Source organism: Cellulomonas terrae, assembly GCF_007990265.1.
Taxonomy (GTDB): domain Bacteria; phylum Actinomycetota; class Actinomycetes; order Actinomycetales; family Cellulomonadaceae; genus Cellulomonas; species Cellulomonas terrae.
This window is the reverse complement of record NZ_BJWH01000003.1, coordinates 270,807-296,336: the sequence shown is the minus strand read 5'-3', so window position 1 is coordinate 296,336 and position 25,530 is coordinate 270,807. Positions and strand designations below refer to the sequence as shown.

Annotated in this window: 22 protein-coding genes; 17 read left to right on the top strand and 5 right to left on the bottom strand. The window is 72.7% G+C overall.

Annotation, left to right across the window (positions count from 1 at the left end; genetic code table 11):
* Positions 1 to 20 precede the first annotated feature (20 nt).
* The 15 genes from CTE05_RS05330 to pyk all read left to right on the top strand — a co-directional run bounded on the left by CTE05_RS05330 (position 21) and on the right by pyk (position 19,408).
* The gene (locus tag CTE05_RS05330; protein WP_146845127.1) at positions 21 to 1,871 is read left to right on the top strand and encodes an ABC transporter ATP-binding protein; all 1,851 of its coding nucleotides are present in this window, start codon (positions 21 to 23) and stop codon (positions 1,869 to 1,871) included.
* Entirely contained in the window at positions 1,868 to 3,685 is a 1,818-nt protein-coding gene (locus CTE05_RS05325; protein WP_146845067.1) for an ABC transporter ATP-binding protein, read from the top strand. The genes CTE05_RS05330 and CTE05_RS05325 overlap by 4 nt, the downstream gene beginning before the upstream one ends.
* A gap of 53 nt (positions 3,686 to 3,738) precedes the next feature.
* Entirely contained in the window at positions 3,739 to 4,137 is a 399-nt protein-coding gene (gene hisI, locus CTE05_RS05320) for a phosphoribosyl-AMP cyclohydrolase (protein WP_146845066.1), read from the top strand.
* Positions 4,134 to 5,702: an anthranilate synthase component I gene (locus CTE05_RS05315; RefSeq protein ID WP_146845065.1), complete on the top strand. Its 1,569-nt coding sequence runs from the start codon at positions 4,134 to 4,136 to the stop codon at positions 5,700 to 5,702. Before hisI ends, CTE05_RS05315 begins: the two co-directional genes overlap by 4 nt.
* Complete coding sequence (locus CTE05_RS05310) at positions 5,699 to 6,295, top strand: Trp biosynthesis-associated membrane protein (protein WP_146845064.1); 597 nt, start codon at positions 5,699 to 5,701, stop codon at positions 6,293 to 6,295. Before CTE05_RS05315 ends, CTE05_RS05310 begins: the two co-directional genes overlap by 4 nt.
* Before the next feature lie 78 nt (positions 6,296 to 6,373).
* Positions 6,374 to 6,679 (top strand): HGxxPAAW family protein, encoded by a 306-nt coding sequence (locus tag CTE05_RS05305; protein ID WP_146845063.1) that lies wholly within the window; start codon positions 6,374 to 6,376, stop codon positions 6,677 to 6,679.
* Positions 6,680 to 6,736: 57 nt separating this feature from the next.
* Complete coding sequence (locus CTE05_RS05300) at positions 6,737 to 7,270, top strand: DUF4190 domain-containing protein (RefSeq protein WP_146845062.1); 534 nt, start codon at positions 6,737 to 6,739, stop codon at positions 7,268 to 7,270.
* 1 nt (position 7,271) lies between these two features.
* Positions 7,272 to 7,745, top strand: coding sequence for a DUF2752 domain-containing protein (locus tag CTE05_RS05295; RefSeq protein ID WP_246123276.1), 474 nt, complete (start codon positions 7,272 to 7,274; stop codon positions 7,743 to 7,745).
* 133 nt (positions 7,746 to 7,878) lie between these two features.
* The gene (trpC, locus tag CTE05_RS05290; protein WP_056028081.1) at positions 7,879 to 8,691 is read left to right on the top strand and encodes an indole-3-glycerol phosphate synthase TrpC; all 813 of its coding nucleotides are present in this window, start codon (positions 7,879 to 7,881) and stop codon (positions 8,689 to 8,691) included.
* On the top strand, positions 8,688 to 10,004 hold the full coding sequence (gene trpB / locus CTE05_RS05285) for a tryptophan synthase subunit beta (protein ID WP_371863348.1): 1,317 nt from the start codon (positions 8,688 to 8,690) through the stop codon (positions 10,002 to 10,004). Before trpC ends, trpB begins: the two co-directional genes overlap by 4 nt.
* Positions 10,001 to 10,822, top strand: coding sequence for a tryptophan synthase subunit alpha (gene trpA / locus CTE05_RS05280; protein WP_146845061.1), 822 nt, complete (start codon positions 10,001 to 10,003; stop codon positions 10,820 to 10,822). The genes trpB and trpA overlap by 4 nt, the downstream gene beginning before the upstream one ends.
* Positions 10,819 to 11,700 (top strand): prolipoprotein diacylglyceryl transferase, encoded by an 882-nt coding sequence (gene lgt, locus CTE05_RS05275; RefSeq protein WP_186814743.1) that lies wholly within the window; start codon positions 10,819 to 10,821, stop codon positions 11,698 to 11,700. Before trpA ends, lgt begins: the two co-directional genes overlap by 4 nt.
* Positions 11,701 to 11,851: 151 nt before the next feature.
* Complete coding sequence (gene gltB / locus CTE05_RS05270; protein WP_146845060.1) at positions 11,852 to 16,417, top strand: glutamate synthase large subunit; 4,566 nt, start codon at positions 11,852 to 11,854, stop codon at positions 16,415 to 16,417.
* A complete protein-coding gene (locus tag CTE05_RS05265; RefSeq protein ID WP_146845059.1) occupies positions 16,410 to 17,876 on the top strand; it encodes a glutamate synthase subunit beta in 1,467 nt (488 codons plus the stop codon). Before gltB ends, CTE05_RS05265 begins: the two co-directional genes overlap by 8 nt.
* A gap of 95 nt (positions 17,877 to 17,971) precedes the next feature.
* Positions 17,972 to 19,408, top strand: a complete 1,437-nt coding sequence (gene pyk, locus CTE05_RS05260; RefSeq protein ID WP_146845058.1) for a pyruvate kinase — start codon at positions 17,972 to 17,974, stop codon at positions 19,406 to 19,408.
* 69 nt (positions 19,409 to 19,477) lie between these two features.
* Here pyk and CTE05_RS05255 read toward each other — a convergent pair whose 3' ends face one another.
* The gene (locus CTE05_RS05255; protein WP_146845057.1) at positions 19,478 to 20,167 is read right to left on the bottom strand and encodes a hypothetical protein; all 690 of its coding nucleotides are present in this window, start codon (positions 20,165 to 20,167) and stop codon (positions 19,478 to 19,480) included.
* Between the two features lie 130 nt (positions 20,168 to 20,297).
* Here CTE05_RS05255 and CTE05_RS05250 point away from each other — a divergent pair, with 130 nt between their 5' ends.
* Positions 20,298 to 21,983 (top strand): MFS transporter, encoded by a 1,686-nt coding sequence (locus tag CTE05_RS05250; protein WP_146845056.1) that lies wholly within the window; start codon positions 20,298 to 20,300, stop codon positions 21,981 to 21,983.
* On the opposite strand, the gene CTE05_RS05245 is transcribed toward CTE05_RS05250, so the two are convergent.
* Together CTE05_RS05245 and CTE05_RS05240 are read right to left on the bottom strand one after the other, a co-directional pair.
* Positions 21,909 to 23,012, bottom strand: a complete 1,104-nt coding sequence (locus CTE05_RS05245) for a class I SAM-dependent methyltransferase (protein ID WP_146845055.1) — start codon at positions 23,010 to 23,012, stop codon at positions 21,909 to 21,911. The genes CTE05_RS05250 and CTE05_RS05245 overlap by 75 nt on opposite strands.
* Before the next feature lie 57 nt (positions 23,013 to 23,069).
* Entirely contained in the window at positions 23,070 to 23,816 is a 747-nt protein-coding gene (locus CTE05_RS05240; protein ID WP_222595412.1) for an alpha/beta hydrolase family protein, read from the bottom strand.
* Between the two features lie 38 nt (positions 23,817 to 23,854).
* Between CTE05_RS05240 and CTE05_RS05235 the strand changes: the two genes are divergently transcribed.
* Positions 23,855 to 24,439 carry a DinB family protein gene (locus tag CTE05_RS05235; protein WP_146845053.1) on the top strand — a complete coding sequence of 195 codons (585 nt, stop codon included), beginning with the start codon at positions 23,855 to 23,857 and terminating at the stop codon, positions 24,437 to 24,439.
* Here CTE05_RS05235 and CTE05_RS05230 read toward each other — a convergent pair.
* Positions 24,426 to 24,752, bottom strand: a complete 327-nt coding sequence (locus CTE05_RS05230) for a hypothetical protein (protein WP_146845052.1) — start codon at positions 24,750 to 24,752, stop codon at positions 24,426 to 24,428. The genes CTE05_RS05235 and CTE05_RS05230 overlap by 14 nt on opposite strands.
* Before the next feature lie 101 nt (positions 24,753 to 24,853).
* Positions 24,854 to 25,516, bottom strand: coding sequence for a hypothetical protein (locus CTE05_RS05225; protein ID WP_146845051.1), 663 nt, complete (start codon positions 25,514 to 25,516; stop codon positions 24,854 to 24,856).
* Positions 25,517 to 25,530: the final 14 nt, after the last annotated feature.

Here is a 25,530-nt window from a genome sequence, read left to right as displayed (position 1 = left end):
TCGTGCCCACGCCCCGCCCGATGGCGCTCACCGGCTCCGTGCCCCGTCGCGCCGTCCGGCTCCTGGGCCGGGGGCTGCGCGCGCACCCCCGCACGTACTTCCTGGCCATCGGGACGTCGGCGCTCTTCGGCGCGCTGACGGTCGGGGTCAGCCGGGTCCTCGGTGCCGTCACCGACCAGGTCGTCGTCCCCGCGCTGTCGGGTTCGAGCGAGGCCCGGGAGCGGATCTGGCTCGCCGGCGGCGCGATCGCGCTGGTCGCCGTGACGCTCGCCCTGACGGTCGCCGCGCGCCGCATGTCCGCGGGCCGGGGGTTCGCGCTGATCCAGGAGGACCACCGCACCGCGGTCACCCGCCAGTACCTGCGGCTGCCGATGTCGTGGCACCGCGAGCACCCGACCGGCCAGCTCCTCTCGAACGCGAGCGCGGACGTGGAGGCGGCGACCTCGATCTTCAACCCGCTGCCGTTCGCGATCGGCGTCGTCGTGATGATGGTCGTCGCGACGGTCGAGCTGGTGCGCACCGACATCTGGCTGGCCCTCGCCGCGCTGGTCGTGCTGCCTCTCGCCGTGATCGCGAACGTCGTGTTCCAGAACCGCATGTCGCCCGCGGCGATCCGTGCGCAGCAGCTGCGCGCCGAGGTCGCGGACATCGCGCACGAGAGCTTCGAGGCCGCCGTGCTCGTCACGTCCCTGGGCACCGAGGCCCGCGAGGAGGCGCGGTTCGCCGAGCGCGCCACCCAGCTGCGCCACGCGAACGTCCGGGTGGGTGTGGTGCGCGCCCTGTTCGACCCGGTCATCGACCTGCTGCCGAGCCTCGGGACCCTGCTGGTCCTCGTGGTCGGGACGGTGCAGATCAGCGCGGGCCGGGTGGGGACCGGGGACGTCGTCGCCGCGGCGTACCTGCTGACCCTGCTGGCCGTGCCCGTGCGCGCGTTCGGCTGGGTGCTCGGGGAGCTGCCGAGGGCGCTCGTCGGGTACGACCGCATCGCCCGGGTCGTGGACTCGCACGGGGCGCTGAGTGTCGGCAGCGCCCCGTGGACGCCCGTCGGCGGGGCGCGGGTGGAGCTGCGGGACGTGGGCCGTTCCGTGGCGCTGCCCGGTGGCGGGGAGCTGGAGCTGCTGCACGACGTCGACCTCGACGTGGCCCCGGGACGCACCGTCGCGATCGTGGGCCCGACGGGCGCCGGCAAGACCACGCTCGTGTCCCTGGTCAGCAGGCTGTACGACCCGTCCCACGGCTCGGTCCACGTCGACGGCCTCGACCTGCGGGACGTCCGGCCGGCCGACGTCGCACGCCACGTCGCGCTGGTGTCGCAGTCGACGTTCGTGTTCGAGGACTCGGTGCGCTCGAACGTGACGCTCGCCGACGACGGCGAGCCGGGGTCGCCCGACGACGACGCCGTGTGGGAGGCGCTGCGCCTGGCGCGGGTCGACGACGTGGTGCGCGCCCTGCCCGGCGGCCTCGACGCGCCCCTCGGTGAGCGGGGGGCCAACCTGTCGGGCGGCCAGCGTCAGCGCCTCGCGCTCGCCCGCGCGCTGGTCCGGCGCCCGGCCGTGCTCGTGCTCGACGACGCGACCTCCGCGGTCGACCCGCGCATCGAGCAGGCGATCCTGCGCGGTCTGCGCAGCGACGGCGCTGCGGCCGGCCCGACGGTGCTGCTCGTCGCGTACCGGATGTCGTCCGTCCTGCTGGCCGACGAGGTGGTGCACGTCGACGGCGGCCGCGTGGTCGACCGCGGCACGCACGACCAGCTGCTCGCCCGCGACCCCGGCTACCGCGCCCTGGCGACCGCGTACGAGCAGGAGACCGCGCGGCGCGCGGCCGAGGCCGCGGACGAGGCCGCCCTCGAGGTCGTGGAGGACCTGGCATGACGGACCAGAAGGGCGGGCACCGGTTCGCGCCCGCCAGCACCCTCGGGGTGCTCGCGACGCTGCGCCGCGGCGTGCAGGTCTCCCCGCAGCTGCTTGTCGGCTGGCAGGTCACCGTGCTGCTGGCGGTGGTCGCGTCGATCGGGCGCGTGCTCGTGCCGATCGCCGTGCAGCAGACCGTCGACACGGGGATCCTCGCGGAAGGCGGCCCCGACGTGTCCCGCGTGGCGGCGCTCGCCGGCCTGGCCGCGATCGGTCTGGTGATCGCCGCCGTGTGCTCGGCCTACGTCAACGTGCGGCTCTTCCGGTCGAGCGAGAGCGGCCTGCTCGCGCTGCGCACCCGGGCGTTCCGGCACGTGCACGACCTGTCGGTGCTGACGCAGAACACCGAGCGGCGCGGGTCGCTGGTCTCGCGCGTCACGTCGGACGTCGACACGATCTCGCTGTTCGTGCAGTGGGGCGGGATCATGCTCCTCGTCTCGGTCCTGCAGATCGCCGTGGCGACGGTGCTCATGGCGGTCTACTCCTGGCAGCTGACGCTGATCGTGTGGGCCGGCTTCGTGCCGCTGTTCGTCCTGCTCCAGCCGCTGCAGAAGCGGGTGAACGCCCGGTACACCGCGGTGCGTGAGCGGGTCGGCGCGATGCTCGGCGCCATCTCGGAGGCGGTCGTCGGTGCCGAGACCATCCGGGCGTACGGGGTGGCCGAGCGCACGCAGCGCCGGATCGACGCCGCGGTCGCCGCGACGCGCGCGTCCATGGTGCGGGCCCAGAACCTGGTTGCGGTCGTCTTCTCCAGCGGGGTGCTCGTCGCGAACCTCGTCCTGGCGGTGGTCGTGGTCGCCGGGACGTACCTGGGCATCGCGGGGGAGATGTCGGTCGGCCGGCTGCTCGCCTTCCTCTTCCTCGTCCAGCTCTTCACCGGCCCCGTGCAGATGGCCACCGAGATCCTCAACGAGCTGCAGAACGCCGTCGCGGGGTGGCGTCGCGTGCTCGGGGTCCTGGAGACGCCGGTCGAGGTGGTCGACCCCGGCGCGGACGGCGTGCCCAGCCCGCGCGGCCCGGCGCACGTCGAGCTGCGGGGGGTGGACTTCTCCTACCCCGACGGCCCGCCGGTGCTGCGGGAGGTCGACGTCGCGATCCCCGCCGGGATGTCGGTCGCGGTCGTGGGTGCGACGGGGTCGGGCAAGACGACGATCGCCAAGCTCGTCGCGCGGTTCATGGACCCGACCGGCGGCTCGGTGCTGCTGGACGGGGTGGACCTGCGCGACATCCCCCTCGCGGACCTGCGGCGCCGGGTGGTGCTCGTGCCGCAGGAGGGCTTCCTGTTCGACGGCACCCTCGCGCAGAACGTGGCCTACGGGCTGCGGCACGAGGACGGGACGACCGCGGCGGACGACGACGACGAGCGGATCCGCGCGGCGATCGAGGCGCTCGGCCTGGACGGCTGGGTCGACGAGCTGGCCGACGGCCTCGCGACGCCGGTCGGTCAGCGCGGCGAGTCGCTGTCGGCGGGGGAGCGGCAGCTGGTCGCGCTCGCGCGGGCGTACCTCGCGGAGGCGGACCTGCTCCTGCTCGACGAGGCGACCTCGGCGGTGGACCCGGCGACCGAGGTCCGGATCGCCCGCGCCCTGGACTCGCTCACGCGCGGTCGCAGCACCCTGACCATCGCGCACCGCCTCTCCACCGCTGAGGCCGCCGACACGGTCGTGGTGGTCGACGCCGGTCGCGTGGTCGAGGTCGGGCACCACGCCGACCTCGTCGCGCGCGACGGCCACTACGCCGCGATGCACGCCGCCTGGATCTCCCAGACCCGCTGACGGCTGGTGGGACGGGGGCCGTCCGGCGGGCGGCTGCGTGGCAGGATCGGTGCGTGTCTTCCAGCCCCTCCGCACCTGTCCTCGATCCCGCTGTCGCCGCGCGTCTCAAGCACGACGACCACGGTCTGGTGGCGGCGGTCGTGCAGCAGCACGACTCCCGCGAGGTCCTCATGCTCGGCTGGATGGACGACGAGGCGCTGCGCCGGACGTTGACCACCGGCCGCGTCGTGTTCTGGAGCCGCTCGCGGCAGGAGTACTGGCGCAAGGGCGACACGTCCGGCCACGCCCAGTACGTGAAGGCCGTCAGCATCGACTGCGACGGTGACGCGCTGCTCGTCGAGGTCGACCAGGTCGGCGCCGCCTGCCACACGGGTGCGCACACCTGCTTCGACGCCGGCGGCCCGCTGCCCACGGTCGTCGGCACCCGACCCACCGAGGGAGACCCCGCATGACCGCCGCAGCAGTCTCGACGGACGTCGTCACCGCCGAGGTCCCCTGGGGTGGCACGTGGCCGTCGCTCGACGTCTTCCGCGGTCTGGCCCGCGACCGCCGGGTGATCCCCGTGGCGCGCCGGCTCCTCGCCGACGACGTCACGCCCGTCGGGCTCTACCGCACGCTCGCGGCGGGTCGGCCGGGCACGTTCATCCTCGAGTCCGCCGAGGCTGCCGGGAGCTGGGACCGGTACTCGTTCGTCGGGGTGCGCTCGCGCGCGACCCTGACCGTGCGTGACGGGTCGGCCGTCTGGGTCGGCGACGTCCCTGTCGGCGTGCCGACCGACGGGGACGCCCTCGACGTCCTCGAGCGGACGCTCGACGCGCTCCGGACGCCCGCGATCGCCGGGCTGCCTCCGCTGACCAGCGGGCTCGTGGGCGCCCTGGGCTGGGACATCGTGCGGCACTGGGAGCCCACGCTGCCCGCGAACGCCCCGGACGAGCTGGGCGTCCCGGAGCTGACGCTCCTGCTGGCCACGGACCTGGCCGTCGTCGACCACCACGACGGGTCGGTGTGGCTGATCGCCAACGCGATCAACTTCGACGACACTGACGAGCGGGTCGACGACGCGCACGCCGACGCGGTCGCCCGGATCGACGCCATGGAGGCGGCGCTGCTGCGGCCGACGGAGTCCGCCGTCGCGGTCCTCGCGGACGTCGTCGAGCCCGAGCTGGCGTTCCGGTCCACGCGCCAGGAGTTCGAGGACGCGGTGCGCACCGGCCAGGAGGCCATCCGCGACGGCGACGTGTTCCAGGTGGTCCTCTCGCAGCGCCTCGACCTCGACTGCGCTGCGGAGCCGATCGACGTCTACCGGGTGCTGCGCACCATCAACCCCAGCCCGTACATGTACTACCTGCAGCTGCAGGACGCCGACGGCCACGACTTCGCCGTCGTCGGCTCGAGCCCGGAGACCCTGGTGAAGGTCACCTCGGGGCGCGTCGTGACCTTCCCGATCGCGGGGTCGCGGCCCCGCGGCGCCACGCCGGACGAGGACCGCCGGCTCCAGGACGAGGTGCTCGCCGACCCGAAGGAGCGGGCGGAGCACATCATGCTGGTCGACCTGTCCCGCAACGACCTGGTCAAGGTGTGCGAACCGGCCAGCGTCGAGGTCGTCGAGTTCATGGCGGTCAAGCGGTACTCCCACATCATGCACATCTGCTCGACGGTCGTCGGCCGGCTGCGCGAGGGTGCGACCGCCCTGCAGACGCTCGTCGCGACCTTCCCCGCCGGGACGCTCTCGGGGGCACCCAAGCCGCGCGCGATCGCGCTCATCGACGAGATCGAGCCCGCTCGCCGCGGCATCTACGGGGGCACCGTCGGCTACTTCGACTTCGCGGGTGACATGGACATGGCCATCGCCATCCGCACGGCGCTCATCCGCGACGGTCGGGCGAGCGTCCAGGCGGGTGGTGGCATCGTCGCGGACTCGGTGCCCGCGCTGGAGTACGAGGAGTCCCGCAACAAGGCGGCTGCGGCGGTGCGGGCCGTGCAGATCGCGTCGCGGCTGCGCCGAGCGGGCGCGTGACGGTCACGCAGCCGGCCGACCGCCGCCGTGGGGGCCGAGGGCGCGCGGCGGGGGTGCTGCTCGTCCTGGCGGGGCTGACCGCGGTCGTCGCGGTGCCCACCTGGTTCACGACGACGGGCACCACCGCGCTGCAGGGTGTGGTCACGGTCGAGGTCACCGGCACCCAGGCCGCCCCGGCGGTCCTCGCGGCGGCGGTCGCGATCCTCGCGGCCGTCGCGGCCGTCGGGCTGGTCGGCCGGGCAGGTCGCTGGGTGGTGGCGGCGGTGGTGGTGGCGTGCGGCGTGCTCGTCGCGGCCACGGCGCTCGCCGTCACGGCGGACCCGGTCGCCGCGGTCACGCCCGTCGTCGCGGCACAGACCGGGGTGGGCACGCTGGCCGGACCCGTGACGACCAGCATCTGGCCGTGGGTCGCGGTCGGCGTGGGGATCCTCGACGTCGCCGCGGGCGTCTGGTTCCTGCGTGCCTCGCGAGCGTGGTCAGGACCCTCGCAGCGGCACGAGCCCGCGGCTGCAGGTGCCCCCGCACAGCCGCCCGCCGAGCCCGACGAGCGGTCGGACTGGGATGCCCTCAGCCGTGGCGACGACCCGTCCTGACGTGCGACGCAGGTGCCGGGCAGCACCGAGCGGGTCGGATAGGGTGAGCGCAGAACCGAGCACGAAGGGCACCCACTGATGGCTGACGACACTCTCGCGCACCGCGCACAGAACGCCACGCGGACCGAGGCGATGCACCTGCCGCCGACGGCCGCCCCGACCAACCACGGCAAGACGCTCGCGGCGTGGTTCACCACCTACGCCGTGGTCATCACGTTCACCATCGCCGGTCTCGGCGTGCTGTTCGCCATGGTGTGGCTCTTCTGGGTGGGCATGGGCCTGCTCGTCGCCAGCCTGGTGGTGGGCAAGGTGCTGCAGACGTCGGGCTACGGGCAGGGCGGCGACAAGACGCGTGCCCGCCAGGCACGCACCGGCGGGCACTGACCCGCACCAGATCGACCGCCGCCCGACCGGGTGAGCGCACGCGACCGAGGAGGACCGATGTCGACCCCCAACGAGCCGCAGAACCCGTACGGGAGCGGAGAGCCGCAGCAGCCGCAGGACCCCAGCGGGGCCCCGCAGTACCCCGCCGCGCCGCCGCCGTACCCGCAGGAGCCGGCCGCTTCGACGTACCCGGGCGCCGGTGGCGCACCCCAGTACCCCGGCTCCACACCGCAGTACCCGGCCGCTGCGCCGTACGGTTCGGCACCCGGCGGCTACGCGCAGCCGGGAGCGGGCTACGGCGCCGCGTACCCGAAGAACAGCCTGGCCGTCTGGTCGCTCGTGCTCGGCATCGTGTCGTTCGTGCTCTCGTGCGGCTTCCTGACAGGCATCCCGGCGATCATCGTCGGCAACAACGCCAAGAAGGCGGTCGCGCGCGGCGAGGCGAACAACGGCGGCATGGCGACGGCGGGGATCATCCTCGGCTGGATCGCGATCGTGCTCTCGGTGCTCGGCATCATCCTGTTCGCCGTGCTGTTCTCGAACGCCGACTTCCGGGACGCGTTCAACGAGGGTTATACCTCGAGCTACTGACGTGGCGACCGTCGACGACGGTCCGCAGGTCCTGCCGACCGGCCCGCTCCCGTCCGACGCACCCGCGCCGGACGGAGCGGGCCGTCGTGCGTCGTTGACCGCCCCGCTCGTGACCGGCGGGGTGGTCGTGCTCGCCACGGCGCTGCTGGCGGTACGGGACCCGCACGTCACCGGGAGCTACGGCGGCTGCCCGCTGTTCGCTCTGACGGGCCTGTGGTGCCCGGCCTGCGGCGGCCTGCGCGCGACGCACGACCTCGCGACCGGGGACCTGGCCGGGGCCTGGGCGATGAACCCGCTGTGGGTGCTCGCCGTGCCCCTGGTGATCGTGCTGTGGGGTCGCTGGGTCGCCCGCGCGGCACAGGGGCGTCGTGCCCGGCCGGCGCCCACGTGGCTGGCGTGGGTCCTGCTGGCGGTGGTCGTCGGCTTCGGGGTGCTGCGCAACGTCCCGGCGCTGGCCCCGTGGATGCTCCCGTGACGCTGCCCGTCCCAGCCACCGACCTGTGGTCGGGGTCACTCCGGGACCGTTCTACGATGGCTCACCGGACCGCCGCCACGACCGACGGCGAGCAGCAGGTCCGGAACCGACCGGGGGAGAAGGTGAGTTCTCGATGACCGTCCTGGACGACATCGTCGCGGGAGTCAGGCAGGACCTTGCCGTCCGCGAGCAGGCGACCCCGCTCGCCGAGGTGAAGGAACGTGCGCGTCGCCGCGAGTCCGCGATCGAGTGCGTCGGCCGGCTGCGCGCCGAGGACGCGGTCCGCGTGATCGCCGAGGTGAAGCGCTCGAGCCCGAGCAAGGGTGCGCTCGCCACCATCAAGGACCCCGCGGCGCTGGCCGCCGAGTACGAGAAGGGCGGCGCCGCCGTCATCTCGGTGCTCACCGAGGAGCGCCGGTTCCACGGCTCGCTGGCGGACCTGGACGCCGTCCGCGCCCGCGTGGACATCCCGGTGCTGCGCAAGGACTTCGTCGTGACGCCCTACCAGGTGTGGGAGGCCCGCGCGCACGGCGCCGACCTCGTGCTCCTCATCGTCGCCGCCCTCGAGCAGACGGTGCTCGAGTCCCTCGTCGAGCGCGTGCACTCCCTGGGCATGACCGCCCTCGTCGAGGTGCACGACGCCGAGGAGGTCTCCCGGGCCGCCGACGCCGGTGCCCGCGTGATCGGCGTCAACGCCCGCGACCTGCGCTCGCTCGAGGTGGACCGCACCACGTTCGCCCGGGTGGCGCCGGCCATCCCGTCGCACATCGTCAAGATCGCCGAGTCGGGCGTCCGCGGACCCCACGACGTCATGGACTATGCGCGCGCCGGTGCCGACGCGGTGCTGGTCGGCGAGGCGCTGGTCACCGACGACGCCCCTCGCGAGTCGGTCGCCGACCTCGTCGCAGCGGGTGCCCATCCGTCCCTGCGGGCGGTGCGCCAGTGACCGGTCGGCCGACCGTCGAGGCCCTGTCGGACAAGCTTCTCGAGGCCACGGCGAGCGGCCCCCTGTCCACCCACGCCGGGCCGTACTTCGGCGAGTTCGGCGGCCGGTTCGTGCCGGAGGCGCTGATCGCGGCCCTCGACGAGCTGGACACGGCGTACCACAAGGCGCTGACGGACCCCGCGTTCGGGCGCGAGCTGGCACGGCTGCACCGCACCTACACCGGCCGGCCCAGCCCGCTGACGGAGGTGCCGCGGTTCGCGCAGCACGTCGCGCCGGGCGTGCGGGTCTTCCTCAAGCGTGAGGACCTCAACCACACCGGCTCGCACAAGATCAACAACGTGCTGGGACAGGCCCTGCTGGTCAAGCGCATGGGCAAGACGCGCGTGATCGCGGAGACGGGCGCCGGCCAGCACGGCGTGGCGACCGCGACCGCGGCCGCGCTGCTCGACCTCGAGTGCGTCGTGTACATGGGCGAGGAGGACACGCAGCGGCAGGCGCTCAACGTCGCCCGGATGAAGCTGCTGGGCGCCGAGGTGATCCCCGTGACGATCGGGACCCGGACGCTCAAGGACGCGATCAACGAGGCGCTGCGCGACTGGGTGGCCAACGTCGAGACGACGCACTACCTGCTCGGCACGGTCACGGGACCGCACCCGTTCCCCGAGATGGTGCGCGACTTCCACAAGATCATCGGCGAGGAGGCCAAGGCCCAGCTCCTCGAGGAGATCGGCCGCCTGCCCGACGCGGTCGCCGCGTGCGTGGGCGGCGGGTCCAACGCGATGGGCATCTTCAACGCGTTCCTCGACGACCCGGGCGTCCGGCTCTTCGGCTTCGAGGCGGGCGGCGCGGGGATCTCCTCGGGCCGGCACGCCGCGCGGTTCTCGGGCGGCGAGCCCGGCGTGCTGCACGGCGCGAAGTCGTACCTGCTGCAGGACGACGACGGGCAGACGCTGCCCAGCCACTCGGTCTCCGCCGGTCTGGACTATCCGAGCGTCGGTCCGGAGCACGCGTGGCTGCACGACATCGGCCGCGCGGACTACTGGCCGGTGACGGACGCCGAGGCGATGGAGGCGTTCCGCCTCCTGTGCCGGACCGAGGGGATCATCCCGGCCATCGAGTCCGCGCACGCCCTGGCGGGCGCGATCCAGCTGGGCAGCGAGCTGTCGGGCTGGACCGGCGACGACGGCCACGAGCCGGTGCTGCTGGTCAACCTGTCGGGACGTGGGGACAAGGACGTGGCCACCGCCGCGGCGTGGTTCGACCTCATCGAGGACGAGCCCGTCGTGCTGGCCGACCAAGGAGAGCAGCTGTGAGCACGGTCGCGGTGCGGTCCCAGGTGGCGGAGCACCTCGACGCCCTCGGGCGCTCGGCGCTCGTCGGCTACCTGCCTGTCGGCTACCCGTCGGTCGCCGGGTCGGTGGAAGCCGTCCGCACGATGATCGACGCCGGTGCCGACGTCGTCGAGCTGGGCGTCCCGTACAGCGACCCCGTGATGGACGGTCCCACCATCCAGCGGGCGGTCGACGCCGCGCTCGCCGCTGGGACGCGGGTGGGGGACACGATCCGCGCCGTCGAGCAGGTGTCCGGCCGCGGCGCTCCGGTGCTGGTCATGACCTACTGGAACCTGGTGCTGCGCTACGGCGTCGACGCGTTCGCGCGGGACCTCGCCGCGGCGGGCGGCGCCGGGCTGATCACCCCGGACCTCATCCCCGACGAGGCGGCCGACTGGATCGCCGCCTCGGACCGGCACGGTCTGGACCGGGTGTTCCTCGTCGCACCGAGCTCGACGCCGGAGCGCCTCGCCTCGACGGCAGCCGCCTCGCGCGGGTTCGTCTACGCGGCCTCGACGATGGGCGTGACGGGGGAGCGCGCGACCGTCGGCGCGAAGGCCGCCGAGCTCGTCGCGGCGACCCGGGCGGCCGGCGCGCAGCGCGTGTGCGTCGGGCTGGGCGTGTCCCGGCGCGAGCAGGCTGCCGACATCGCCGGGTACGCCGACGGGGTCATCGTCGGATCCGCCCTGGTTCGTGCCCTGCTGGACGCGGACGACGACGCCGCCGGACGCGCCGCGCTGGCCCGCGTGACCGCCGACCTCGCCGAGGGTGTGCGCTCCGCGACGAGGAGCGACCGATGAGCGCGCTGGTGCCGCTCGCGATCCCGAGCCCGTCGACCGGCGTCTGGCACCTCGGTCCCTTCCCGCTGCGCGCCTACGCGTTCGCGATCCTGCTCGGCATCGTCGCTGCGCTCTGGATGACACGGCGCCGGTGGGTCGAGCGCGGCGGCGAGGCGGACACGACCCTCGAGATCGCGTTCTGGGCGGTGCCGTTCGGCATCGTCGGCGGGCGGATCTACCACGTGATCACCTCGCCCGACGCGTACTTCGGCGTCGGTGGCGAGCCCATCCGGGCCCTGTACATCTGGGAGGGGGGCCTCGGGATCTGGGGCGCGGTGGCGTTCGGCGCCGTCGGTGCGTGGATCGGCTGCCGCCGTCAGGGGGTACGGCTCGCCCCGTGGGCGGACGCCCTGGCGCCCGGTCTGCTCGTCGCCCAGGCGCTCGGCCGGCTGGGCAACTGGTTCAACCAGGAGCTGTTCGGCAGCCCGACGACCCTGCCCTGGGGGCTGCGGATCGACCCCGCCTTCATGCCGGTCGGCGACCCCGCGGGCACGCTCTACCACCCGACGTTCCTCTACGAGATGGTCTGGAACCTCGCCGGAGCGGCGCTGCTGATCTGGTTGGACCGCAAGCTCCAGCTCGGCTACGGGCGCGTGTTCTGGCTCTACGTCGTCATCTACACCAGCGGGCGGCTCTGGATCGAGATGCTCCGGATCGACCCGGCGCACGAGATCCTGGGCCTGCGGGTCAACGTCTGGACGTCGATCATCGTCGGCCTCGGAGCGCTGGTAGCGTTCGTGGTGGTCGGGCGCCGGCACCCAGGACGTGACACGACCCTCCTGCTGGCACCCCCCACCGTGCAGGACGACGAGGAGATCGCGACCGATTCCACCCGCTGACCCGCGGGCGAGCGGTCACCCTGCTCCGCACACGATGCGGGCGGTCCATCCACCGCGCTGTATCGTCACCATGACTGGGCCGACGACGTCCCCGTTCCCCCCTTGTTCGTGCAATTCCCCGACCCTGTCGGGGACCGTGAGGACGGTGCAGATGTCGACGTCGCCCGCGAGCCTTGGCGCAGTACGCGCGCCGCTGCCGCAGGGTCTCTACGACCCCGCTGCCGAGCACGACGCGTGCGGTTTCGCCTTCGTCGCCACGCTGCGCGGCACGCCCGGTCGGGACATCGTCGACGCGGGTCTGACCGCGCTGCTCAACCTCGACCACCGTGGCGCCGTGGGCGCCGAGGAGGACAGCGGCGACGGCGCCGGCATCCTCACGCAGATCCCCGACGCGTTCCTGCGGGACGTGGTGGACGCCGAGCTCCCGCCCGCCGGGTTCTACGCGATCGGCATGGCGTTCCTGCCCGTCGACGAGACGGAGCAGCGCCTCGCCGTGGCCGCGCTGGAGTCGATCGCCGCCGAGGAGAAGCTCGACGTCCTCGCGTGGCGCGAGGTCGTGGTGACGGCGGACCTCGTCGGACCGACCGCGCGCGCGTCGATGCCCGTCTTCCGCCAGCTGGTGGTCGCGGACCCGTCGCGCGAGCTGTCGGGGATCGACCTGGACCGCCGGGCGTACCGGCTGCGCAAGCGCGCCGAGCGGGAGCACGGGCTGTACTTCGCGTCGCTCTCGGCCCGCACGATCGCCTACAAGGGCATGCTCACCACCGGGCAGCTCGAGCCGTTCTTCGCCGACCTGTCCGACCCGCGGTACGCCTCCGAGATCGCACTCGTGCACTCGCGCTTCTCGACGAACACGTTCCCCTCCTGGCCGCTCGCGCAGCCGTTCCGGATGATCGCGCACAACGGCGAGATCAACACCGTCCGGGGCAACCGCAACTGGATGGCCGCCCGCGAGGGCACGCTGGCCAGCGACGAGCTGGGCGACCTGACGCCGCTGCTGCCGGTCTGTACGCCGGGCGGCTCGGACTCCGGCAGCTTCGACGAGGTGCTCGAGCTGCTGCACCTGTCGGGGCGGACCCTGCCGCACGCGGTCATGATGATGATCCCGGAGGCGTGGGAGAACCACGCCCAGATGGATGCGTCGCGCCGCGCGTTCTACGAGTACCACTCGACGCTCATGGAGCCCTGGGACGGGCCGGCGGCGATCACGTTCACCGACGGCACCCTGATCGGGTCGGTGCAGGACCGCAACGGCCTGCGCCCCGGCCGGTACTGGGTGACCGAGGACGGGCTCGTCGTGTGCGCGTCCGAGGCGGGCGTCCTGGACATCGACCCCGCGACGATCGTCGCGAAGGGCCGGCTCGAGCCCGGTCGCATGTTCCTGGTGGACACCGGCAAGGGCCGGATCATCGACGACCAGGAGATCAAGTCCTCCCTGGCCGCCCAGCGTCCCTACGCGGACTGGGTGCGCGACAACTCCGTCTACCTGCAGCAGCTGCCCGAGCGTGAGCACGTCGCGCACTCGGCCGCCTCGGTGCGTCGTCGGCAGCGCGCCTTCGGGTACACCGAGGAAGAGCTGAAGATCCTGCTCAGCCCCATGGCCGCCGCGGGCGCGGAGCCGCTGGGTGCGATGGGCTCGGACACCCCGGTCGCGGTGCTGTCGACGCGCCCGCGGATGCTCTTCGACTACTTCACGCAGATGTTCGCGCAGGTGACCAACCCGCCGCTGGACGCCATCCGCGAGGAGTTGGTGACCGCGATCGGCGGCGCCATCGGACCGGAGCCGAACCTGCTGGAGGACGGCCCCGGTCACGCGCGCAAGCTGATCCTGCCGTTCCCGGTGATCGACAACGACCAGCTCGCGAAGATCGTGCACGTCGCCAAGGAGCCGTCGCTCGGGTACCGGTCGACGATCATCCGCGGGCTCTACAAGGTCAGCGGCGGGGGAGAGGCGCTCGAGGCGCGTCTCGAGGAGATCTTTGCCGAGGTCGACGCGGCCGTGGCCGACGGGGTCAGCTTCCTGGTCCTGTCGGACCGGCACTCGGACGCCGACCTCGCGCCGATCCCGTCGCTGCTGCTGCTCAGCGCGGTGCACCACCACACGCTGCGTCGGCACACGCGCACGCAGATCTCGCTGGTCGTCGAGGCCGGTGACGTGCGCGAGGTGCACCACGTCGCGCTGCTGATCGGCTACGGCGCGGCGGCGGTCAACCCGTACCTCGCGATGGAGACGGTCGAGGACCTCGCCCGGTCCGGCTACCTCACCGGCGTCGGCCCCGAGAAGGCGGTCGCCAACCTGATCAAGGCGCTCGGAAAGGGCGTGCTCAAGGTCATGTCGAAGATGGGCATCTCCACGATCGCGTCGTACCGCGGTGCGCAGGTGTTCGAGGCCATCGGGCTCTCGCAGCCGCTGGTCGACAAGTACTTCACGGGCACCACGAGCCGCCTGGGTGGCATCGGCCTCGACGTCATCGCGGCCGAGGTCGCCGCACGGCACGCGGACGCGTACCCGGCGAGCGGCAACCGGCAGGCGCACCTGCGGCTCGCGGTCGGCGGCGAGTACCAGTGGCGCCGGGACGGCGAGGACCACCTGTTCGACCCGGAGACGGTGTTCCGGCTGCAGCACTCCACGCGGACGCGGCAGTTCGACGTCTTCCAGCAGTACACGAACCGGGTCGACGAGCAGTCGTCGCGCCTGATGACGCTGCGTGGACTGCTGGCGTTCAAGGAGGGCGAGCGCGAGCCCGTCCCGCTGGACGAGGTCGAGCCGGTGAGCGAGATCGTCAAGCGGTTCAACACCGGCGCCATGTCCTACGGCTCGATCTCGATCGAGGCGCACGAGACGCTCGCGATCGCGATGAACAGCATCGGCGGCAAGTCGAACACCGGTGAGGGCGGCGAGGACCCGGAGCGCCTGCACGACCCGGTGCGCCGCTCGGCGATCAAGCAGATCGCGTCGGGCCGGTTCGGTGTCACCAGCGAGTACCTCACGAACGCCGACGACATCCAGATCAAGCTCGCCCAGGGCGCCAAGCCCGGCGAGGGCGGTCAGCTGCCCGGCAACAAGGTGTACCCGTGGATCGGGCGGACCCGGCACTCCACGCCCGGCGTCGGGCTCATCTCGCCGCCGCCGCACCACGACATCTACTCGATCGAGGACCTGGCGCAGCTGATCCACGACGCCAAGAACGCGAACCCCCGTGCGCGGATCCACACCAAGCTCGTCAGCGAGTTCGGCGTCGGGACCATCGCGGCGGGTGTCGCGAAGGCGCACTCGGACGTCGTGCTCATCTCGGGTCACGACGGCGGCACCGGTGCGAGCCCGCTGACGTCGCTCAAGCACGCGGGCACGCCGTGGGAGATCGGCCTCGCGGAGACGCAGCAGACCCTGGTCCTGAACAACCTGCGCGACCGCGTGGTCGTCCAGGTCGACGGCCAGCTCAAGACGGGGCGCGACGTGGTCATCGGCGCGCTGCTGGGCGCCGAGGAGTTCGGTTTCGCGACCGCGCCGCTCGTCGTGTCCGGCTGCGTGATGATGCGCGTCTGCCACCTCGACACCTGCCCCGTGGGTGTCGCGACGCAGAACCCGGAGCTGCGTGCCCGGTTCACGGGCAAGCCCGAGTTCGTCGTGACGTTCATGGAGTTCGTCGCGGAGGAGGTCCGGGCGCTGCTCGCGCAGCTGGGCTTCCGCACGCTGCTGGAGGCCGTGGGCCACGTCGAGCTCCTGGACACGCGCGCGGCGATCGACCACTGGAAGGCCGAGGGTCTCGACCTGACGCCGGTTCTCGCGGTCCCGTCGCCGGCCGCCGGCACGGAGCTGCACCACACCAAGGACCAGGACCACGGCCTGGACCGCGCGCTCGACAACCGCCTGATCGCCCTCGCGGGCGACGCGCTGGAGCGCAGCGAGCCGGTCCGGATCGACCTGCCGGTGCGCAACGTCAACCGCACCGTCGGCACGATGCTCGGGCACGAGGTGACCAAGCGGTTCGGCGGTGCCGGGCTGCCGGACGACACGATCGACGTCACGCTCACGGGATCGGCCGGACAGTCCTTCGGGGCGTTCCTGCCGCGCGGCATCACGCTGCGGCTGTTCGGCGACGCCAACGACTACGTCGGCAAGGGGCTGTCGGGTGGGCGCATCGTCGTGCGGCCCGACCGCAACGCGGCCCTGTCCAGCGAGCACAACGTGGTGGCCGGCAACGTCATCGGCTACGGCGCGACCACCGGGCAGATCTTCCTGCGCGGCCTGGTCGGTGAGCGTTTCGGCGTCCGGAACTCCGGCGCGACGCTCGTCGTCGAGGGCGTGGGCGACCACGGCTGCGAGTACATGACCGGCGGCACCGTCCTGGTGCTCGGCCGGACCGGCCGCAACTTCGGTGCCGGCATGTCGGGCGGCACGGCGTACGTGCTGGACCTCGTTCCCGCGCTGGTGAACGTGGAGGCCGTCCGGAGCAACGAGCTCGCGCTCGACCCGCTCGACGACGAGGACGCCGCGCTGGTGCAGAGCCTCCTGCGCGCGCACCTCGACGAGACCGGCTCGCCGGTCGCCGCCCAGCTCCTCGAGGACTTCCCCTCGACCCGGGCGCGCTTCACGCGCCTGCTGCCCACCGAGTACGCCCGCGTCCGCCGCGCGCTCGCGCAGGCCGAGGCCGACGGCCTCGACCCTGCCGCGCCCGGCGTGTGGGACCAGATCCTGGAGGTGGCCCGTGGCTGACCCCCGCGGCTTCCTGAAGGTGCGGGACCGTGAGCTCCCGCCCAACCGCCCTGTCGAGGTCCGGCTGCGCGACTGGAAGGACGTCCACGAGCACCTGCAGGACGGCCAGCCGTACCTCAAGGAGCAGGCCGGCCGCTGCATGGACTGCGGCATCCCGTTCTGCCACAACGGCTGCCCGCTCGGAAACCTCATCCCTGAGTGGAACGACCTGGTGTGGCGCGGCCAGTGGTCCGACGCGATCGACCGGCTGCACGCGACCAACAACTTCCCGGAGTTCACGGGGCGCATCTGCCCGGCGCCGTGCGAGTCGAGCTGCGTGCTGGGCATCAACCAGCCGCCGGTGACGATCAAGAACGTCGAGGTCTCGATCATCGACGAGGCGTTCGAGCGCGGCTACGTGACCCCGCAGGTCCCGCAGCGCCTCACCGGTCACACGGTCGCCGTCGTCGGCTCGGGACCGGCCGGGCTGGCGGCCGCGCAGCAGCTGACACGGGCAGGGCACACGGTCGCGGTGTACGAGCGGGACGACGCCATCGGTGGTCTCCTGCGGTACGGCGTGCCGGACTTCAAGCTCGAGAAGGTCCACATCGACCGCCGCCTCGCGCAGATGGAGGCCGAGGGCACGCGGTTCCGGCCGGGCGTCGAGGTCGGTCGCGACGTCACCTGGCCGCAGCTGCAGGCGCGGTACGACGCGATCGTGATCGCCACGGGAGCGACCGTGCCGCGCGAGCTGCGCGTGCCGGGCAAGGAGCTGGGCGGCGTCCACGTCGCCATGGAGTTCCTGCACCAGGCCAACGCCGTCGCGGCGGGCAAGCCGGTCGCGGACCAGATCACGGCCACCGGCAAGCACGTCATCATCATCGGCGGCGGCGACACCGGCTCGGACTGCCTCGGCACCGCGCTGCGGCAGGGGGCGGCCTCGGTGACGACGCTCGCCATCGGCAAGCGCCCGCCGCTGGAGCGTCCTGAGCACCAGCCCTGGCCGACGGACCCGATCCTGTTCGAGGTGTCGTCCTCGCACGCCGAGGGCGGCGACCGCGACTACCTGGCCTCGACCGTCGAGTTCCTCGGCGACGAGTCCGGCCGCGTGCGTGCGCTGACGCTGGCGACGACGGAGTACCTGTCCGACGGTCGCCGGGTGCCGACACCGGGTACGGAGCGCGAGATCCCGGCGGACCTGGTCCTCGTGGCGATGGGCTTCACCGGCCCCGAGGTGGACCCGCTCACGGAGCAGATCGGCATCGAGCTGACCTCCCGCGGTCTCGTCGCACGCTCCGACGACTACGCGACGACCGTCCCCGGCGTGTTCGTCGCGGGCGACGCCGGCCGCGGGCAGTCGCTCATCGTGTGGGCGATCGCCGAGGGCCGCGCCGCGGCGGCATCCGTCGACACGTACCTCTCGGGCAGCACGGAGCTGCCTGCCCCCGTCACCGCCAGCACCGTGGCGCTGCGCCCCTGAACCCCCCTGGCCACCGGTCCCGCACCGTCCGACCGTGCTGGTCGGACGGGACCTTCGGCCCGACCTTGATCCAACGGAAGGCATAGGCTCGCTTCATGCGTAGAGCAAAGATCGTCTGCACCATCGGCCCCGCTACGGAGTCCGCGGAGCAGATCCAGGCCCTCGTCGACGCCGGGATGGACGTGGCACGGCTCAACCGCAGCCACGGCGACACCGAGGTGCACAAGCGGGTGTACGACAACGTCCGAGCCGCCGCACAGGCGTCCGGGCGGTCCGTCGCGGTCCTCGTCGACCTGCAGGGCCCGAAGATCCGCCTCGGCCGGTTCGTCGACGGCAAGCACGACCTCGCCGTGGGTGACGTCTTCACCATCACCACGGACGACGTCGAGGGCACCAAGGAGCTCGTCTCGACGACCCACAAGGGTCTGACCAACGACGCGCGCGTCGGCGACCCGATCCTCATCGACGACGGCAAGGTCCTCGTCCGCGTGACGGCCGTCGAGGGCACGCGCGTCGTGACCCGCGTCGAGGTCCCGGGCCCGGTGTCGAACAACAAGGGCCTCAACCTGCCCGGCGTGGCCGTGTCGGTCCCCGCGATGAGCGACAAGGACGAGGAGGACCTGCGCTGGGCCCTCAACGTCGGCGCCGACATCATCGCGCTGTCGTTCGTGCGCTCCGCCGACGACTACACCGACGTGCGCCGGATCATGGAGGAGGAGAACCGGGTCGTCCCGGTCATCGCCAAGATCGAGAAGCCGCAGGCCGTCGAGAACCTCGCCGAGATCATCGCGGCGTTCGACGGCATCATGGTGGCCCGTGGCGACCTGGGCGTCGAGCTGCCGCTCGAGCAGGTGCCGCTGGTGCAGAAGCGCGCGGTCGAGCTGGCCCGTCGCAACGCCAAGCCGGTCATCGTGGCGACGCAGGTGCTCGAGTCCATGACGACCAACCCGCGCCCGACGCGCGCCGAGACCTCGGACTGCGCGAACGCGGTGCTCGACGGTGCCGACGCGGTCATGCTCTCGGGCGAGACGAGCGTGGGCGACTACCCGATCGAGACCGTGCGCACGATGGCGCGGATCATCGAGGCGACCGAGGAGCTGGGCCGCGAGCGCATCGCGCCCCTGGGCTCGACGCCGCACACCCGCGGTGGTGCCATCACCCGGGCGGCGGCGGAGATCGGCGAGACGCTCGACGTCAAGTACCTGGTGACGTTCACGCAGTCGGGTGACTCCGCGCGGCGCATGTCGCGGCTGCGCTCCGAGATCCCGCTCCTGGCGTTCACCCCGATCGACCAGGTCCGCAACATCCTGTCGCTCAGCTGGGGCGTCCAGACGTACCGCGTCCCGGCGGTCGAGAACACCGACGCGATGGTGAGCCAGGTCGACTCGACGCTGCGCGCCAACGGTCTGGCGGAGGTCGGCGACTACGTCGTCGTCGTCGCCGGGGCGCCGGTGGGCGTGGTCGGCTCGACGAACTCGATCGTCGTCCACAAGATCGGTGACGAGGAGAACGCGAGCGGCCGCGTCGCCTGACGCTCTCTGTCTCGTCGCACGACCCGTTCGGCCCCGCGCCCTGTACGCGGGGCCGAACGTCGTCCGCGGTCAGATCTGGACGGGGAACGTGAGCACGACGCCCACCGTCGTGAGCAGGACGACGCCCCCGATCGCGATCATCGTCGCGCGCCGGCGCGGGGAGCCCAGCTTCGACCCGATGCCGGAGAAGAAGAGCACCGACGCGCACAGGACGGTCGCCAGCACGTAGCGGTCCTTGCGCTCGATGGCGAGCCGGGCCTCGGCCGCGGACCGCTCGGACTCCTTCTCGAGCCGGACCGACTCGGTGGTCGATGCGAGCACGTACTCGTCCATCGCGAACGGGCTGGGAGGGGCGTCGGGGTCGGTCAGCGGGTCCTCGGCCAACCATGCGTGCACGGCGGGCTGGAACTCGGGCCGGAACCGTTCGAACAGGAACCCCGAGTACAGCGCGGGATCGGGCACGTACGGTTCGGGCAGGAGGGCGTCGCCCTCGTCGTGCAGCGCGGCGAGCCAGTCGGTGAAGAGCAGCACGTCGATGGTCGTCTGCTGGCCGGCGAGCGTCGCGGCCTGGTTGGACTGGGCGCGCTCGCGCGACGCGGCGCTGTACTCGATGGCCTGGACGCCGCCCCACTGGCTGCTCTGGAACGCCGACCAGGCGGTCAGCACCGTGGCGACGGCCAGCAGGATGGTGGCGATCAGGTCGAGATGGCGGTACCACCCGGACTCCGAGACCTGTGCAGGCCCAGCCGTCTCGCCCACTGCCCACCCCCGTCGCGTTTTCTCGGCAGCGTAGCGCCAGGTCCGTAGCGCGGACCGGGCCGGTGGTGGTACCTCTGAGGTCCAGTCGTCCGGGCACGGAGGACGTCCTGCAGACGGGGAGCGGTGCCCGATGACCCAGAAGGCCGGAGCGGCAGGGCTGGTCCTGTTCACCCTCGCCACGGCGCAGTTCCTCATGACCCTCGACAGCTCGGTCATGAACGTGTCGATCGCCCAGGTCGCCGCGGACGTCGGGACGACGGTCACGGGTATCCAGACGGCGATCACCCTCTACACCCTGGTCATGGCCAGCATGATGATCACGGGCGGGAAGATCGGGAGCCTCATCGGCCGTCGTCGTGCGTTCGCCATCGGGTGCGTGATCTACGCGTGCGGGTCGTTCGTCACGTCGATCGCGCAGAGCCTGACCGTGCTGATCATCGGCTGGTCGGTGCTCGAAGGCCTCGGGGCGGCGTTGATCATGCCGGCGATCGTCGCGCTGGTGGCCTCGAACTTCGCCTCGAAGGACCGGCCGCGCGCCTACGGCCTCGTGGCCTCCGCCGGGGCCATCGCGGTGGCGGCCGGACCGCTGATCGGCGGGTTCGTCACGACGTACTGGACCTGGCGGTACGTGTTCGCCGGCGAGGTCGTGCTCGTCATCGGGATCCTGCTGCTCACCCGCAGGCTGGCCGACGCCGAGCCGGAGGCGCGGTTCCGTCTCGACCACGTGGGCTCCGTCCTGTCCGCCGTGGGGCTCGGGCTGGCCGTGTTCGGTGTGCTGCGCTCGGGGGAGTGGGGGTGGGTGCTCACCCGTCCGGGCGGTCCGTCGTGGCTCGGGCTGTCCCCGACGATCTGGTTGATCCTGGCCGGCATGGTGGTGCTGCGGCTGTTCTTCTCGTGGGAGAACCGGATGGTCGCTGCGGGACGGGAACCGCTCGTGCGCCCGGCGATGCTCCGCAACGCCCGGCTGGCCGGTGGTCTGACGATGTTCTTCTTCCAGTTCATGATCCAGGCCGGGCTGTTCTTCGTCGTTCCGCTGTTCCTGTCGATCGCGCTGGGCCTCACGGCGCTGCAGACGGGCGTCCGGCTGCTCCCGTTGTCGGTCTCGCTGCTCATCGCTGCCGTGGGCGTCCCGCGGTTCTTCCCGAACGCCTCCCCCCGCGAGGTGGTCCGTTGGGGGCTGACGAGCATGCTGCTCGGCATCGTCGCGCTCATGGGTGCGCTCGAGGTGGGGGCGGGCGCGGAGATCGTCGCCGTCCCGCTGCTGCTGGCCGGGTTCGGGGTCGGGGCGCTGTCGTCGCAGCTGGGGGCGGTCACCGTCTCGGCGGTGGCGGACAAGGACGCGGGCGACGTGGGCGGCGTGCAGAACACGATGACCAACCTGGGGGCGTCGCTGGGGACGGCGGTCGCCGGGTCGATCCTCGTCGCGACGCTGACGTCGACCCTGCTCGTCGGCCTCGGGTCGAACCCGGAGGTGAGCGCCGAGGTGGCGGAGACCGCTCAGGTGCAGCTGGCGTCGGGCGTGCCGTTCGTCTCCGACGCGCAGCTGGTGACGGCGCTCGAGGACGCCGGGCTCCCGGCGGACGAGGTCGCGGCGATCGCCGACGAGAACGAGTCCGCCCGGATCGACGCGCTGCGGGCGAGCCTGGCCGTGCTCGCCCTGATCGCGGCGCTGGCGCTCTTCTTCTCCCGGCTGCTGCCGACGGCTCCGGTGGGGTCGGAGCCGGTGGGCGGGACGAGGGCGTCAGAGGTGGAGCCGGTAGAACCGGAACATCTCGTGGTCGACCGGAAGGACCTCGACGCGCGAGAAGCCGGCTGACTCGGCGTACCCGGCGAGCACGTCCGGGCGCATGACGGTCCCCGTCCCGACGCCGCCGGGTGTCGACAGGCCGTCGGGCAGGCAGCACACGATCGAGTACCCGTACAGCAGCCGCTCCACAGGGTCGGCGGGTGCCGCGAAGGACTCCGCGGTGCGCTCGTCCATCACCAGCACGTAGCCGTCGTCGTGCACGATGGTCCGCATCGCCGCGAGGACACCGACCGGGTCCGGCATGTCGTGGACGCACTCGTAGGCCATCACGACGTCGAACGCGCCGGCGTGGCTCTCGCGCAGGTCGGCGGCGTCGACGACCGAGAACGTGGCGCGGCCGTCGAGCCCACGGTCGGCGGCGTGCCGACGAGCCGCCGCCACCGAGGGCTCGTCGACGTCGAACCCCTCGAACGTCGACGTCGGGAACGCGGACGCCAGGCCGATCGACGACCAGCCCTCGCCGGCGCCGATGTCCGCGACCCGCGCACCACCCTGCAGGGCGGTGTGCAGCTCGGGGATCGTGGGGACGATCTGCTGGGGGAGCTCGTCCAGGAAGAGCGGGCGGTTGAGCGCGCCCTGTGCCGTGCGAGCGTCGTCCCCGAACTGGGACCAGCTCACGCCGCCGCCGGAACGCGAGGCGGCGGCGAGGTCGTCGATCCGGCGGCACGCCGCGATGACGAAGCCGGCCACCGGGGCGACGTGCAGCGCACTGTCCGGGTCGGTGAGCACGGGGACCGCGCCCGCCGCCACCTGGTACCGGCGCTCGGTCGCGTCGGCGGCGTCGTCCGCGAGCAACCACCCACCGACGGCCTGCTGCTCCAGCCACTCGCGCGCGTAGCGCTCGTGGGTGCCGGTCCGGGCGGCCAGCTCGACGGACGTGAGGGGCCCGTCGTCGACGAGCGCCTGGTACCAGCCGAGATTGCGGCCGAGATGGATCGCGACCAGGTCCATCCCGCCGAGCGTCGCGGCCAGCAGCCGGTCGGCGAAGGCCGCGGGCTCCGCGTCGGCTGACGGGGTCTCGAAGAGGTCGGTGCTCATGGGTTCCTCCTGGAGGGGCGCGGACTCCTCGAGTCTGGACCTGTGCACGGTGTCGCGTCAGCCCACACTTTCCCTCAGCGCGGTCAGGACGACCGGCCAGGCCGCGGACTCCGGGTCGATGAGCTCGAAGTGCCCGGTGCCGGAGACCTCGATCAGGGACGCGCCGGTGCGGTCGCGGTAGCTGCGGGACACCTCGATCGGCACGAGGTCGTCGAGCACACCGTGCACGACGACGGTGGTCGCGGCCGGGGCGCCGAGCACGGCGGGATCGGTGGCGGCGAACCGGTCGGGCACCGCCGTCGGGCTGCCGCCGAGCAGCTCGCGGACCGCCCCTCCGCTCAGGCCGAGCCGGTCCACCTCCGCCAGGTCGGCTGCAGGTGCCAGGGCCACGACGCCGCGGACGGCGGGTGCGCGTCCGGCGCGGCCGGGAGCGCCCGGCGGGAGCCGGTCCCGCACGGCGGCCCAGAGGGCCAGGTGCCCGCCGGCGGAGTGCCCGAGGTAGGCGACGCTGCCCAGGTCGACCCGGTCGACGAGCGCGGTCTGGACGGCCTCGATCGCATCGCCGACGTCACTGAACGTCGCCGGCCAGCCGCCACCACCGCCGACCCGGCGGTACTCGACGTTCGCGACGGCGAAGCCCTCCGCCGTCAGAGCGTCGGCCACGACGCGCAGGTGCGCCCGGTCGTACGCGACACGCCAGAAGCCCCCGTGCAGCAGCACGACGAGCGGAGGCCGCCCCGCGCCCTGCGGGAACGTCACGTCGACGACCTGGTCGGGGTGGGTGCCGTAGCGCAGGGTCTCCACGTCCGGACTGTACGCAGCGCGCACGGCATAGTGGCGGGATGGACGAGAAGGTCACCCTGCTCCGCCAGCTGCGCGCCCTGCGCACGAGCATGCTGGGCAAGCTCGGCGGCCTGGGCGAGTACGAGATCCGCCGACCGATGACCCCGACGGGCACCAACCTGCTCGGGCTGGTCAAGCACGTCGCCAGCGTCGAGCTGGGCTACTTCGGCGAGGTGTTCGGGCGGCCGAGCGGTCGAGAGCTGCCCTGGCACGCCGACGACGCGGAGGTGAACGCGGACATGTGGGCGACCGCCGAGGAGACGCGCGAGCAGATCGTCGAGCTCCACGAGTTCTCGGCTGCGCACTCCGACGCGACGATCGAGGCGCTCCCACTGGACGCGCCGGGCCAGGTGCCGTGGTGGCCGGAGGACCGCCGGGACGTGACCCTGCACCAGATCCTGGTGCACATGTGCGTCGAGCGTGCCCGGCACGCGGGCCACGCCGACATCGTGCGCGAGCTCGTCGACGGCGCGGTGGGCAGCCGCCAGGACGACCCGAACATCCCCACGATCGACTGGCCGGCCTACCGCGAGCAGCTCGAGGCGGCCGCACGGCAGGCCGCGACCACCGCTACGCGTCCGTGAAGTCGCAGCTGATGACGAACCGGACGGGCTTGTCGAACGTGTAGGTGCGGTCGCCCTCGTTCGCGTCGCCCAGGTCGCTGACGAAGTACGTCTTCCCGGTCCGGATCACGACGAACGCGACCGGCGACGGCTTGGTGTACGTGCGCACCCCGTGGCCGACGGTGGTCTTGGTGCAGTCGTAGACGCCGCCGTACTCCCACGTGGCCGGGTCGGCCTGCGGGTCGGTCCGGCACGCGGCGGCCGGTCCTGCGGAGGCGAGGAGAGCGGCGCCTGCGAGCGCGGCGGCGGTGAGCGACATGCGGAGACGTGCCATGAGTTCCCCCTGCTGGACAGCGGACACCGCGCTGGTCGCGGTGTCCGGTTTGTCCATGTTAGGGGTCGTGCGGACGCGGAGAGAAGGCTGGACCTGCAGGTTCACCCGGCGGACGTGGGGCGGGCACGGCCCGGCGTCAGCAGGATGGCCACGCTGAGCACGAGCACCCAGACCGGGAACAGCAGCTGCGCCCACTTGTGCTCGCCGGCGACGAGGAGGAGCACCAGCGCCACCGCGTAGCCGCTGAACGGCACCCAGCGGGGGACAGCCGCGGTGCGGAGCGCGACGGTGCTCACCGAGAGCGTGAAGACGGCCGCCATCCGCATCGCGTACACGGAGACCAGCGCCTCCGTGGTGCCCCGGCCGAACGTCCAGACCCCGGCGTCGAGGTCGTCGCCGGACACCATCGCGACCAGGCTCGTCGCGGTGACCGCGCCCTGGAACAGCATCGCGAGGAACAGCAGGCCGCTGCCCAGGAAGACGGTCGAGAAGAGGCGGTCCTCGACCTCGCCTAGCTGGTCGCGCACCACGCCGATGAACCACAGGAACGCGATCCCCGCGAAGGGCACGAGGTTGAGGGCGAGGTGGACCAGGCGCCGTCGGCCGGCGTCGAGCTCGATCCCGCCGACGGTCTCGCCGGCGACTGCGAGGCGCATCATCACGAGCGCGGCGATGAGCAGGACCGCGAACACGATGCCGGCCACCGCGGCGGACCGGCGGCTGCGCCAGCGGCGGGCGACGAGGCCCGTGGCCTCTGTGGTCACGGGCCCATCCTGGC